Genomic DNA, 12,997 nt, shown 5'->3' on the forward strand with positions numbered 1-12,997 from the left:
CGTCACTTCGGCAGCACCACCGTGTCGATGACGTGGATGACGCCGTTGCTGGCCACGATGTCGGTGGCCGTGACCTTGGCGTTGTCGACCGTGACGCCGCCCGCGGTGGCGACCGTCAGCGAGCCGCCCTGCACGGTCTTCACCATGCCGGCCTTCACGTCCTTGGCCATCACGGTGCCGGGCACCACGTGGTAGGTCAGCACGGCGGTCAGCTTGGCCTTGTCCTTCAGCAGCGCGTCGAGGTCGGCCTTGGGGATCTTCGCGAACGCCGCGTCGGTGGGCGCGAACACCGTGAACGGGCCCTTGCCCTTCAGCGTGTCGACAAGGCCGGCGGCCTGCAGCGCGGCTGCCAGCGTCTTGAAGTTGCCGGCGCCCACCGCGGTGTCGACGATGTCCTTGGCTTGCGCCGCGAACGCGGCGACGGCGATGCCGGCGGCGATGATCAGTTTCTTCATGGTGGCTCCTGGAGCGGTTGAGGGAAGGGTCGGGTTCATTGCGCTGCCGGCGCAGCCGGCAGGATGACCTTGTCGATGACGTGGATCACGCCGTTGCTGGCGAGCACGTCGGTGGCGGTGATGTTGGCCATGCGCATGCGCTGGTCCGTGATGGCCAGCGTGGCGTCGACCGTGAAGGTCTCGCCCTGCAGCGTGGTGATGGGCGCACCCACCGGCACGCCGGCCTTCAGCACGCGGCCGTCGACGACGTGGTAGGTCAGCACCTGCGTCAGCAGCGCGGTGTCGGCCAGCAGCGCTTCCTTGCTGATGCCCAGCTCGGCCAGCAGCGCGGCGAAGGCGTCGTTGGTCGGCGCGAAGACGGTCAGCGGACCTTCTGCGCTGAGCGCCGCTTCGAGGCCCGCGGCCTGCACGGCTTCGACCAGGATGCTGAAGTCGGGCAGCGCGGCGGCGGTCTCGACGATGGTCTTGTCGGCCGGCAGGATCACCTTGTCGATGACGTGGATGACGCCGTTGCTGGCCGAGATGTCGGTGGCGGTGATGGTCGCGGTGCGGTTGCGTCCGTCGGTGATCACGAGGTCGGTGCCAACGGCGTCGACCTTGAAGATGCCGCCCTGCACCGTGGTGATGGCCTGGCCGGCCGGCACCGCGGCCTTCAGCACGCGGGCCGGCAGCACGTGGTAGGTCAGCACCTGCGTCAGCAGCGCCTTGTCGGCGAGCAGCGCTTCCTTGGTGATGCCCAGCTCGGTCAGCAGCGCGGCGAAGGCGTTGTTGGTGGGCGCGAACACCGTGAACGGGCCCGTGCCCGAGAGCGTGCCCGCGAGGTCGGCGGCGACCACGGCCTCGACCAGGATGCTGAACTGCGGGTCGGCCTGGGCCGTCTGCACGATGTTCTTCGGCGGCGGCGTGGGCGCGACGTCGGTGTCGTCCCAGCAGGCGGTGAGGAAGCTCGCCGAGGCGGCGATCAGCAACAGACGAAACCAGGACAGCATGGGTGTGTCTCCGAGTGGGGTGGGCGGACATGCCCGCTTGGATGTGCGGAACTGCACAACCCAGCCCGAAGTCTGAACCAAAGAGTTCACACCATGAACTGTACGGTTTTGTTGTTACTGCATCGTCACATTCCCTCGGATGCGCGTGTGGCGGGCGCGCTCGGCGCGTTCAGGCCGTCCGCTGCGGAGTGGCGCAGCCCGCCGCGGCCAGCCAGGGGTCGCGGTCTTCGCCGCCGAAGATCTGCACCAGGAAATCGAGCACGGCCCGCGTGCGTGCCGGCACGTGCTTGCGGCTGGGCATCGCGACCCACAGTGACAGGTCGAACAGTCGCCAGGCCGGCAGCACGCGCTCCAGCGCGTTTTCCATCAGCGCGTCCTCGATCACGAAGCTGGGCAGGCCGGCGATGCCCAGGCCGGCCAGCGCAGCGGCGTAGTTGGTGTCGACGTGCGTGCTGCGCAGCGCCGCGCCGCGCGCCGGCTGCACGGTGAACGACTCGCCGCCCGGCTCGTCGTCGCCCCAGGCGCCCGTCACGAAGGTCAGGCCGCGCTGCAGCGACGAGATCGGCGGGATCAACGCCTCGTGGTGCGCGAGGTCGCGCGGGTGGTCCAGGCGCCCGCGGCGGTCGAGGTAGTCGGGCGAGGCGCACAGGATCACCTCCGAGCGCGCGAGACGGCGCGCCACGTAGTCGCCGTCCAGCGGCTGGCGCACGGCCAGGATGGTGAGGTCGAAGTCCTCGTCCACCGTCTCCACCGCACCCGGCGCCGAGAGCTCGATCGACACCTGGGGGTACTGCGCGCGGAACGCCGGCAGGTGCTTGGCGAGCTGGTGCACGGCCACCGCAGGCGGTGCCAGCACCCGCACCAGGCCGCGCGGGTCCTTGGTGCTCTCGGACGCGAGCGCCTCGCTCTCCTCGACGTCGATCAGGATCTGCCGCGCGCGCTCGAGATAGTTCTCGCCGACGTCGGTCAGTGCGATGCGGCGCGTGGTGCGGTTCAGCAGCCGCGCGCCCAGATGGGCCTCCAGCTCGGCCACCACGCGCGTCACCACCGGCGGCGCCATGTCCAGCGCCCGTGCGGCCTTCGCGAAGCCGCCTTCGTCGATGACCCGGACAAACACCCGCATCGCGCGCAACTGGTCCATCTTTGTTCCCTTGAATGCAACGGTGCATTCTTGCGCAACTCATTTATTGCTGCACGGGCAATGCCTACAGTTGCATCCATCGATGAGCCGCACACGTAGAGAGACTCACCGAGGCAGGTCAAGTCGGGCAAACACGAAGTCGCCCCGTTCACCTGCAAGACCTGTCCGATTCCTCAACTGTCCTTCACGGAGATTCATCATGAACGCCAAGCAACTGATCACGATCGCCACCCTCGCCTTTGCCGGCAGCGCCGCCATGGCCGACGACATCACCATCGTCAAGGACGATTTCGTGGCCCAGAAGAGCCGCGCCGAAGTGCGCGCCGAGGTGCTGGAAGCCCGCGCCGCGGGCGTGGCCTTCGCCGCCACCGAAGCCGATGTCGGCGCCCCGGTGGTGGCCACCTCGACGCTGACCCGCGACCAGGTGCGCGCCGAGCTGCGCAACGCCCCGAAGGCCAAGCTGGTGGTGTTCAACCCGGCGGCCTGAGCTGCACACGCGGGCGGATGACGCCGGCGCCAATCCGGCGACAATCAGCGCCCTCCCCACCCGACACGCCGTCCGGCGCCCACGAGGCACCGGGCGGTGTTTGCATTTGATGTTCGCCTTCTTCGAAAGCCGCATCCACCCCACCGCGCGCCCCGGCACCGCGCCGCCCTCCGGGCTGCTCGCCTTCTACTGGCACTACGTCCGGCAGGCCAAGGGCCTGTTCGGGCTGATGTTCCTGACCGGCATCGGCGTGGCGCTGATCGACACGCTGATCCCGCTGTTCATCGGCAAGCTCGTGACGCTGATGGAAGCGCCGGACCGCGCCGCCGCCTTCGACGCCGCGCTGCCCACGCTGCTGGGCATGGCCGCCGCGGTGCTGGTGCTGCGGCCGCTGGCGCTGCTGTGCGACAGCCTCGTGCGCAACAACGCCGTCGTGCCGGGCGTCACCAGCCTGATCCGCTGGCAGAGCCACTGGCACGTGGTGCGACAGAGCTGGCCCTTCTTCCAGAACGACTTCGCCGGCCGCATCGCCAACCGCGTGATGCAGACCAGCAACGCGGTGCGCGAGAGCGTGGTCAGCAGCATCCGCGCCATCTGGTACATCGTGGTCTTCGGCACCACCACCATGGGCCTGATGCTGGCCGCCGACTGGCGCCTGGCGTTGCCCACGGCCTGCTGGTTCGTGGGCTACGTGCTGTTCCTGCGCCGCTTCGTGCCGCGCATGCGCGAGCTCGCCCGCAGCAGCTCGGAGCTGCGCTCGATGGTGATGGGCCGGGTCGTCGACAGCTACACCAACATCCTGACCGTCAAGCTGTTCGCCCGTGCACGCGACGAGGACGCCTACGTGCGCGAGGTCATCGACGAGCACACCGTGGCCATCGCCGCGCACATGCGCATGACGACGAAGTTCATGGCCACGCTGTCGCTGCTGAACGCCGCCATGCTCACCAGCACCGCGGCGATCGGGGTGACGCTGTGGGCCCAGGGCAGCATCGACGCCGGGCTGGTGGCCACCGCGCTGCCGCTGGCCTGGCAGATCGTCAACGTCGCCGGCTGGGTGAGCTGGGAAGTCACCGGCATCTTCGAGAACATCGGCGTCGTGCAGGAAGGCATGGAGACCATCGCCGTGCCGCACGCCATGACCGACGCGCCTGACGCGCGCGAACTGCAGGTGCAGCCGGCGCCGGCCGGCGGCGAGATCCGCTTCGAGCACATCACCTTCACCTATGGCCGCAGCGACGGCAAGAAGGTGCTCGACGACCTGCATCTCGTCATCCGCCCCGGCGAACGCGTCGGCGTGGTCGGCCGCTCGGGCGCCGGCAAGAGCACGCTGGTGAACCTGCTGCTGCGCTTCCACGACCTGGAGGCGCAGGGCAGCCTGCGCATCGACGGCCAGGACATCCGCGGCGTGACGCAGGAAAGCCTGCGCGCGGCCATCGGCATGGTGACGCAGGACACCTCGCTGCTGCACCGCTCGATCTCGCAGAACATCGCCTACGGCCGCCCCGGTGCGACGCAGGACGAGGTGGTGGCCGCGGCGCGCAAGGCGCAGGCGCACGAGTTCATCCTCGGGCTGCAGGACTGGAAGGGCCGCACCGGCTACGAAGCCCACGTCGGCGAACGCGGCGTCAAGCTCAGCGGCGGCCAGCGCCAGCGCATCGCGATCGCCCGCGTGATCCTGAAGGACGCGCCGATCCTGGTGCTCGACGAGGCCACCAGCGCGCTCGACAGCGAGGTCGAGGTCGCCATCCAGGACCAGCTGCTGGGGCTGATGGAAGGCAAGACCGTGATCGCGATCGCGCACCGCCTGTCCACCATCGCGCGCATGGACCGGCTGATCGTGCTGGAGCAGGGCCGCATCGTCGAGCAGGGCAGCCACGCCGAGTTGCTGGCGCTGAACGGCCACTACGCGCGGCTGTGGGCCCACCAGAGCGGCGGCTTCCTCACCGAGGACGTGCCCGACACCGCGCTGCTGCTCGACCCCGGCCCGGTGGACGACATGCGCGCCGAGGAACGGCCCGAACCCGACGTCGACGCCGAGCCGCCGCCGGCGCGGACCTGAACCGCGCCTCGGCTCCAGCCCGGCCGCGGTTCAGCCGCGCGCCGGCGCGCGCTGGCGCGTGCCGCTGCCGGCCTCGCCGCCGCTGCAGTAGCCGCGCAGCCCGGCCAGGTCGAGCACCGTGACGCCGCCGAAGTCCACCCGCAGCAGGCCTTCGCGTTCCAGCCGGTGCAGCGACTCGTTGGTGCGCTGGCGCGACACCGCCGAGAGCAGGCCGATCTCTTCCTGGCTCAGCCGCACGAAGCTGCCGGCGCTGGGGTAGAGGTCGGGGTCGAACAGGCTCGCCAGGCAGCGGGCGACCCGTGCGTCGGGGCCGAGCAGGCGGTCGTACTCCACCAGCCCGACGAACAGGCTCAGCCGCGCGTTCAGGTGTGACAACAGGAAACGGTTGAATGCAAGATTGGTGGAAACCAGTCGTTCGAAGGTGTGGCGCGGCACGCAGGCGAGCCGGGTGTTCCGGACTGCGACACCGTCGTAGCGCCAGCAGCCGGCCTTCAGCAGCGAGCCCTCGCCCGCCCAGCCGCCGGCCGTGACGCCGGTGAAGGTGGAATGCCGGCCGTCGGCCTGCGACACCGACATCTTCACCAGGCCGTCGATGACGCCGATCCAGCAGTCGGCGGGCTCGCCGCAGCGGATCGCGTAGCCGCCGACCGAGACGCGCCGTTCATAGGCCTCGCGCAGCACCTGCGCGAACTCCTCGGGGTTCAGGGTCCTTGCCCACAGGCTGCCGCGCAGCATCGTCTCCAGGGTCTGCATGGGGTGTCTCCGTCGTTGCCGGGTCTTGCTGCCCGTGCCGGCGTTTTTACGCGCGCGCGTGCCGAACGGATGCACCGGGAAAACGTGCGTCAGGGATGTCGTTGCAACGACAACGTTGCCAGGCGGCCATCGGCACGATCCACCGCGCTCGACAGCCCATCCAGGAGACACCCATGCGAGATCCGCAACCGACACCCGCTGGCGCGGGAACGCCCGACGAGACCGGGGCCGCGCCGGTCAGCCGCCGCAGCCTGCTGGCCTACGCCGTCTCGGCCCCGGTGCTGACCGTGGCCGCCGGCTTCGGCACCAACCTGGCCGTGCCCTCCACCGCCGAGGCCGCGCTGCCGCTGACGCCGCCCGACACGGTCGACTTCTACGACATCGGCGACTCGCTGGTGCAGACCGCGCTGCCGACGATGCCGCTGGTGAAGCTGCAGGTCGGCACCGACGGCCGCGCGCTGCTCGACCTGCCGCGGCTGGAGTCGGGCCAGGGCATCGCCACCGCCTGCGCGATGATGGCCGCCGAAGAGCTCGACCTGCCGCTGGACCGCGTGGACGTGACGCTGGCCGACGCCCGGCCCGAGCTGGTGTTCAACCAGATCTCGGGCGGCTCCGCCGCGGTGCGCTGCTTCCATGCCGCGCTGCCGCTGATGGCGGCTGCCGCCCGCGCTCGACTGCTGGCGGCGGCCTCGATCCAGCTCGGTGTGCCGGTGTCGACGCTGCGCGTGGAGGCCGGCGTCGTGATCGCCGCCGACGGTCGCCAGGTCGCCTACGGCGCGCTCACCGCGCTGGCCGCGACGCTGGCGCTGCCGGTCGGCGTGCAGACCAAGGACCCGTCGCAGTACAAGGTGATCGGCACGCCGGCGCCGCGGCTCGACGCGCGCGACATCGTCACCGGCCGCAAGAAGTTCGCGATGGACCTGGACGTGCCGGGCGCAAAGCCGACGATGCTGCGCATGCCCTCGCAGATCCGCGGCCGCGTGGTCAGCGTCAACAACCTGCAGACCGTGCGCGGCATGCCGGGCGTGATCGACATCGTCGTCATCCCGGCCGGCGGCAGCATCGTGCCCAACCCGCCCGGCGTGGCGGTGATGGCCGAGACCTTCGGCCAGGCCTGGGCCGCGGCCAACGCGCTCGACATCACCTGGGGCGACGGCCCGATGAAGGGCCAGTCCGACGCCACGATCCAGGCGACGCTGAAGAAGTCCATCGTGCCGATGGCGCTGCCGCCGCTGGGCGCGATCACGGTCGAGGGCGAGTTCGAGTTCCGCGCCGCGGCGCACGCGCCGCTGGAGGTGGAGACCGCCATCGCCGACGTGCGCCCGGGGTCGTGCGAGATCTGGGCCGGCATGCAGACGCCGATCATCGCGCTGCAGTCCATCGCGCTCGACCTGGGCCTGCCGCAGAGCGCGGTGAAGGCGCACGTCATCACCACCGGCGGCTCGTTCGGCCGCCGCCTGTTCTGGGACCCGGTGCAGGTGGCGGTGCAGGTGTCCAAGGCCACCGGCCGGCCCTGCAAGCTGATGTACCACCGCACCGACGACCTGCGCCAGACGCGGGTGCGGCCGCCGCAGTTCCACAAGATCCGCGCGACGCTGCTGCTGGGCCAGGTGACGGCCTTCGAGCAGCGCGTGGCCGCGGTGCGGCTGGACGCGCGCCACGGCTTCGGCGAGATCGGCACCGCCGCGGCCGGCGCGCTGCCGACCGTGGTGCAGCAGACGGTGGGCAACCTCGGCTACGAGGAGTTCTTCTTCAAGACCATGGTCGCCTCGCCCTACAACTTCGGCGTCGGCACCAAGGTGCTGACGCCGGTGCCGCTGGACATGCCGACGGTGTCGTTCCGCTCGGTGCACATCCAGCCCGCGCGCAGCACCGAGGAGATCATCGTCGACGAGATCGCCCGGCGCCTGGGCCGCGACCCGCTGGCGTTCCGCCTCGCGTCGCTGCGGCTGCCGCGCGCGCGCGCCGTGCTGCAGGCCGTGGCGAACGCGGGCCAGTGGGGCAAGGCGATGCCGGCCGGCTTCGCGCAGGGCATCGCGGTGCACCAGGAGTCGCGCTCGTTCACGGCCTGCCTGGTGGAGATCGACGCACGCGACCCGCGCAACGCCAAGGTCACGCGCGCCACGGTGGCCATCGACGTCGGCAAGCCGCTGAACCCGTCGGGCATCCGCGCGCAGGTCGAAGGCGGGCTGGCCGACGCCATCACGCTGGTGCTGAACGCCGGGCTGACGATCCAGGACGGCCTGCCGCTGGAGTCGAGCTACACGAACTACCGCGTCACGAAGATGAGGGACTTTCCGAAGGCGCTGCAGATCATCGTGATGCCCGCCAACGGCGAGCCCATCGGCGGCATGGGCGAGGTCGGCCTGTCGGCCGCTTCCGGCGCCATCGCCAATGCCTGGGCGCGCGCCACCGGCCTGAAGCCGCGCAAGTTCCCGCTCAACGCGCCGCCGGTGTTCACGCCGGTGCCCCCGGGCCGCCTGCCCGACCCCGTCTTCGTCTGAGGAGCCCCGACATGCCCAACTACACGCTGAACGTCAACGGCCAATCGGTCGCCGTCGATGCGCCCGCCGACATGGCGCTGCTGTGGGTGCTGCGCGACAAGCTCGGCATCACCGGCCCCAAGTACGGCTGCGGCGTCAACGTCTGCAAGGCCTGCACCTGCCTCGTCAACGGCAAGGCCGTGACCACCTGCGCCACGCGCGTGTCCGACGTCGCGGGCAAGCAGATCACCACCATCGAGGGCCTGGCCAGCGGGCCCGATGGCACCACGCTGCACCCGGTGCAGCAGGCCTGGCTGGACCGCGACGTGGCGCAGTGCGGCTTCTGCCAGCCGGGCCAGATCATGGCCGCGGTGGATTTGCTCAAGCGCACGAAGAACCCGACCGACGCCGACATCGACGCGATCGAGAACATCTGCCGCTGCGGCACCTACGGCCGCATCCGCGAGGCCATCCGGGCCGCCGCGGCGATGATGCCCTGAGCAGGCGCCGCCTGCCTCATGGGCAGGCGGCGATGACCTGCGACACCGCCGCGGTGAGCTTCTTCGCGTACGGCACGTGCAGGAACTCGTTGGGCCCGTGGGCGTTGCTCTTCGGGCCCAGCACGCCGCAGACCATCATCTGCGCCTGCGGGAAGCCCTGCTGCAGCATGCTCATCAGCGGGATCGTGCCGCCCTGGCCGATGTAGCCGCAGGGCGCGCCGAAGTGGCTGTTGCTGGCGCTGTTGAGCGCGCCTTCCAGCCACGGCGCCAGTTCGGGCGCGTTCCAGCCGGTGGCGCCCAAGGCGCCGGCGCGGCCGTCGGGGTGGAAGGTGACCTTCGCGTTGTACGGCGCGTTGTCCTCCAGCAGCGTCTTCAGCTGCAGGCTGGCGGTGTGGCCGTCCACCAGCGGCGGCAGGCGCAGGCTGAGCTTGAACGCGGTGCTCGGGCGCAGCACGTTGCCGGCGTTGCCCAGCGTCGGGAAGCCCTCGACGCCGGTCACGCTGAGCGTGGGCCGCCAGGTGCGGCGCAGCAGGCCCTCGACCGGGTCGGTGGTGGTCGGCAGCACCGGGCCGCCGTCGGCCCCGCACGACCAGGGCATGCGCTTCCAGACCTCGTCCTGCAGGATCGCCGCGGTGGCCTGCGCCTGCGCCAGCCGCGACGCCGGGATCTCGCAGTGGAAGCTCTGCGGCAGCAGCGCGCCGGTGGCGCTGTCTTCCAGCCGGTCGAGCACGTGGCGCAGGATGCGGAAGCTGCTGGGCACCAGGCCCGAGGCGTCGCCGCTGTGGATGCCTTCGGTCAGCACCTCGACCTTCAGCACGCCGCTGACCATGCCGCGCAGGCTGGTCGTGAGCCAGAGCTGGTCGTAGTTGCCCGCGCCGCTGTCCAGGCACACCACGAGCCCGACCTGCCCCAGGCGCGGGCGCAGCGCGTCCAGGTACACCGGCAGGTCGGACGAGCCGCTTTCCTCGCAGCTCTCGATGATGCCGACGCAGCGCGGGTGCTCCAGGCTCTGCGCCTTCAGCGCCTCGATGGCGGTGATGGCGGCATAGACCGCGTAGCCGTCGTCGGCGCCGCCGCGGCCGTAGAGCAGGCCGCCTTCGTACTTCGGCGTCCAGGGGCCGAGGTCGTTGCGCCAGCCGTTGAACTCGGGCTGCTTGTCGAGGTGGCCGTACAGCAGCACGGTGTCGCCGCTGCCGGCGCAGTCGCTGCTGCGGGTGCCTGCGACCTCGAAGAAGATCACCGGCGTGCGGCCCTCGATGCGCACCACCTCCAGCCGCAGGCCCGGCACCTTGCGCCCCTCGACCCAGGCCGCGGCGTCGCGGATCACGCGCTCGATGTGGCCGTGGGCCGCCCAGTCGGCGTCGAACATCGGGCTCTTCGCCGGGATGGCGATGTAGTCGGTGAGCGCCGGAACGATGCGTTCGTCCCAGGCGCGGTCGGCGTAGGCGGCCAGCTGCAGCTGGCGGTCGGGTGCGTTCATGGCGGCGGTTCCTCGGCGGCAGGGGCCCCGATCTTAGAACCGCGCCAGCCAGCGCAGCAGGTGCGCCACGACCTCGTCGCGCTCGGGTTCGTTGAAGACTTCGTGGAACAGGCCCGGGAAGACCTGCGCCGTGCACACCGCGCGCGGCGCCGCGGCAGCGAACGCGGCGCTGCCGACCGGGTCGACGCAGCGGTCGGCGCCGGCCCACAGCAGCAGCGTGTGTGTGGTCCAGAGCGGCGCGCGGGCGCGCACCAGCGCGCCGCCGTCGACGATGCTGCGCACCAGCCGCGGCGTGATGCGGTCGTGGTTCAGCGGGTCGGCCGTGTAGGCCTGCACGACGGCGGGGTCGCGGCTGACCCAGCCGGGCTGCAGGCCGTTGCCCAGCGCCAGGTCCGGCGCCAGCGCGTGGCCCAGCGCCAGCTGCAGCCGCTGCCAGGGGCCCAGCCCGGCGTCGAGCGCGGGCGACGACAGCACCAGGCCGTCGACCGGCCGCGACCACGGCGCCGGGCGGTCGGCCAGCGCCTCGGCCACGAAGCGGCCGGCCACCATGCCGCCCATGCTGTGGCCCAGCAGCACGTGCGGCCGCCCGGGCGGGCTCGACCGGCGGAAGGCGTCCACCACCAGCGCCAGGTCGGCACACAGCGCCTGCGCGTCGGGCAGCGCGCCGCGCGCGCCGCCGCTGCGGCCGTGGCCGCGGTGGTCGTGGCCCACCACGCGCCAGCCGGCGGCGTGCAGCTGCCCGGCCAGCCAGGCGTAGCGGCCGAGGTGTTCGCCCAGCCCGTGCACCAGCTGCACCGTGCCGCGCGGTGCGTCGTGGGGCCAGTGGTGCAGGTGCAGCGCGGTGCCGTCGGGCGTGCGCAGGGTGTCGGCGGTCAGGGTCTGCATGGGCCGGATTCCACCACGGCGGCGCTATGCTGGGGCCATGCCCACCGACTTCTTCCGCCTCGACTTCGCCGACAACGGCGTGGCCCACCTGCAGCTGTGCCGCCCCGAGCGGCTGAACACCTTCGAGCCGCCGTTCTTCCCGGCGCTGCGCGACACGGTGAGCGCGCTCAACGCCGAAGGGCGCACGCGCGCGCTGGTGATCTCGTCGACCGGCAAGCACTTCAGCGCCGGCATGGCGCTGGACGTGTTCGCCGGGCAGATGCCGATGCTCGACACCTCCAGCCCGCGCCAGCGCCTGGCCTTCCAGGACGCGCTCCGGCAGCTGATGCGCTGCTTCGACGCACTGGAAGAAGCGCGGTTTCCCGTCATCGCCGCGGTGCAGGGCGGCTGCATCGGCGGCGCACTCGACCTGGCCGCGGCCTGCGACCTGCGCGTGTGCAGCGCCGACGCGTTCTTCACGGTGCAGGAGATCCACATCGGCATGGCCGCCGACCTGGGTGTGCTGCAGCGGCTGCCGAAGATCGTGCCGCCCGCCATCGCGCGCGAGATGGCCTACACCGGCGAACGCCTGGGCGCCGAGCGCGCGCTGCAGGCGGGCCTGGTGAACGCCGTGCTGCCCGACGCCGCCGCCACGCTGGCGCACGCGCTGGCGCTGGCCGCCGGCATCGCCGCCAAGTCGCCGCTGGCCGTGGCCGGCAGCAAGCTGGCGCTGAACTACGCCGTCGACCACCCCACCGGCGCCGCGCTGGAACAGATGACGCTGCTGCAGAGCGCCATCTTCGACATCGACGAGATGGCCGCCGCCATCGCCGCCTGGAAGGCCAAGACGGCCGCGGGCTTCGAGCCGCTGGCGCCGGTCGAACGCGTCTGAACCGGAGCCGCCGGCCCGTCAGGTCGGCTGCGCGCTGAAGGCCAGCTCGAAGCGCCGCGGGTCCAGGTGCGCCAGCATCCAGCGCGCCACGCCGTCGCGGTGCGTCAGCGGGCCCAGGTGGCCGGCGCCGCCGAGCTCCACGCAGCGGGCATGCGGCAGCGCGGCGGCCAGCAGTTCGCTGACGCGGCGCGCCGCGAGCCGGGTGTGCTGGCCGCGCATCAGCAGCACCGGCATGCGCAGGCGGCGCAGCAGCGTGGCATCCCAGCGCGCCGCGAACAGGGCCTCGAAGTGGCGCGGCACCGTGGCCATGCGCGCCATCACCTGCGCCTGCTGCGCGGGTGCCATCGCCGGCCAGGCGGCGGCGCCTCCCCAGTAGCCGACGAAGACCCGCGCGGCGTCCTGCAGCGCGCCGGCGCGCACCAGCGCCGCCACCGCGTCGGCCACGGCGGAGATCTCGTCCAGGGCCGCGTCCGCGCCCGGCGCGCCGGCCTGCAGCAGGCCGAAGGCCACCGGCTCGTACAGCGTCAGCGAGCGCACGCGCTCGGGGTGGCGCAGCGCGATCTGCAGCGCCACCGCAGCGCCGTACGAGTGGCCCACCAGGTGCGCAGGCTGCCCGGCGTGCAGGCCGCAGGCCTGCTCCACGGCCTCGGCGTCGACGTGCAGCGACGCGTCGCGCGCAGCCGGCCAGGCCGGGCTGTCGCCATGGCCGTGCAGGTCGGGCGCGCACAGCTGCCAGCTCGGCTCCAGGCCCGGTGCCAGCAGCGCCTGCAGCGCCCGCCACTGGCCGTGGCTGCCGGTGCTGGAGTGCAGGCACACGGCGCGCTCGTCGCCATCGCGGCCGCTGCGGTGCACGGCCAGCGCCGCGGGAAGAAGGGTCGGGGTCGGGGCCAT

General features: G+C 71.9%; 12 protein-coding genes. 5 read left to right on the top strand and 7 right to left on the bottom strand.

The window, feature by feature from the left end:
• Positions 1 to 2: 2 nt before the first annotated feature.
• From ACPOLB_RS14290 to ACPOLB_RS14300, 3 genes are all read right to left on the bottom strand, one after another.
• Positions 3 to 455, bottom strand: coding sequence for a fasciclin domain-containing protein (locus ACPOLB_RS14290; RefSeq protein ID WP_425256664.1), 453 nt, complete (start codon positions 453 to 455; stop codon positions 3 to 5).
• Positions 456 to 490: 35 nt separating this feature from the next.
• Entirely contained in the window at positions 491 to 1,444 is a 954-nt protein-coding gene (locus tag ACPOLB_RS14295) for a fasciclin domain-containing protein (protein ID WP_425256665.1), read from the bottom strand.
• A gap of 169 nt (positions 1,445 to 1,613) precedes the next feature.
• Positions 1,614 to 2,585: a LysR family transcriptional regulator gene (locus ACPOLB_RS14300; RefSeq protein ID WP_425256666.1), complete on the bottom strand. Its 972-nt coding sequence runs from the start codon at positions 2,583 to 2,585 to the stop codon at positions 1,614 to 1,616.
• Positions 2,586 to 2,784: 199 nt separating this feature from the next.
• Between ACPOLB_RS14300 and ACPOLB_RS14305 the strand changes: the two genes are divergently transcribed.
• Both ACPOLB_RS14305 and ACPOLB_RS14310 read left to right on the top strand, forming a co-directional pair.
• Entirely contained in the window at positions 2,785 to 3,072 is a 288-nt protein-coding gene (locus tag ACPOLB_RS14305) for a DUF4148 domain-containing protein (RefSeq protein ID WP_425256667.1), read from the top strand.
• Positions 3,073 to 3,181: 109 nt separating this feature from the next.
• Complete coding sequence (locus ACPOLB_RS14310; protein ID WP_425256668.1) at positions 3,182 to 5,134, top strand: ABC transporter ATP-binding protein; 1,953 nt, start codon at positions 3,182 to 3,184, stop codon at positions 5,132 to 5,134.
• A 30-nt stretch (positions 5,135 to 5,164) separates the two neighbouring features.
• Here ACPOLB_RS14310 and ACPOLB_RS14315 read toward each other — a convergent pair whose 3' ends face one another.
• Positions 5,165 to 5,887 carry a Crp/Fnr family transcriptional regulator gene (locus tag ACPOLB_RS14315; protein WP_425256669.1) on the bottom strand — a complete coding sequence of 241 codons (723 nt, stop codon included), beginning with the start codon at positions 5,885 to 5,887 and terminating at the stop codon, positions 5,165 to 5,167.
• Between the two features lie 173 nt (positions 5,888 to 6,060).
• Between ACPOLB_RS14315 and ACPOLB_RS14320 the strand changes: the two genes are divergently transcribed.
• Together ACPOLB_RS14320 and ACPOLB_RS14325 are read left to right on the top strand one after the other, a co-directional pair.
• Entirely contained in the window at positions 6,061 to 8,391 is a 2,331-nt protein-coding gene (locus ACPOLB_RS14320) for a molybdopterin cofactor-binding domain-containing protein (protein ID WP_425256670.1), read from the top strand.
• Positions 8,392 to 8,402: 11 nt separating this feature from the next.
• A complete protein-coding gene (locus tag ACPOLB_RS14325; RefSeq protein ID WP_425256671.1) occupies positions 8,403 to 8,870 on the top strand; it encodes a (2Fe-2S)-binding protein in 468 nt (155 codons plus the stop codon).
• Between the two features lie 16 nt (positions 8,871 to 8,886).
• Here the strand turns inward: ACPOLB_RS14325 and ACPOLB_RS14330 are convergent, their stop codons facing one another.
• Complete coding sequence (locus ACPOLB_RS14330) at positions 8,887 to 10,350, bottom strand: M20 family metallopeptidase (protein ID WP_425256672.1); 1,464 nt, start codon at positions 10,348 to 10,350, stop codon at positions 8,887 to 8,889.
• A 33-nt stretch (positions 10,351 to 10,383) separates the two neighbouring features.
• Positions 10,384 to 11,235 (bottom strand): lysophospholipase, encoded by an 852-nt coding sequence (locus ACPOLB_RS14335; protein WP_425256673.1) that lies wholly within the window; start codon positions 11,233 to 11,235, stop codon positions 10,384 to 10,386.
• A gap of 37 nt (positions 11,236 to 11,272) precedes the next feature.
• On the opposite strand from ACPOLB_RS14335, the gene ACPOLB_RS14340 reads away from it, so the two are divergent.
• Complete coding sequence (locus ACPOLB_RS14340; protein WP_425256674.1) at positions 11,273 to 12,106, top strand: enoyl-CoA hydratase-related protein; 834 nt, start codon at positions 11,273 to 11,275, stop codon at positions 12,104 to 12,106.
• Positions 12,107 to 12,124: 18 nt separating this feature from the next.
• Here the strand turns inward: ACPOLB_RS14340 and ACPOLB_RS14345 are convergent, their stop codons facing one another.
• A complete protein-coding gene (locus tag ACPOLB_RS14345; protein WP_425256675.1) occupies positions 12,125 to 12,997 on the bottom strand; it encodes an alpha/beta fold hydrolase in 873 nt (290 codons plus the stop codon).

It is taken from the genome of Rubrivivax soli (assembly GCF_049810355.1).
Classification (GTDB): Bacteria; Pseudomonadota; Gammaproteobacteria; order Burkholderiales; family Burkholderiaceae_C; genus Rubrivivax.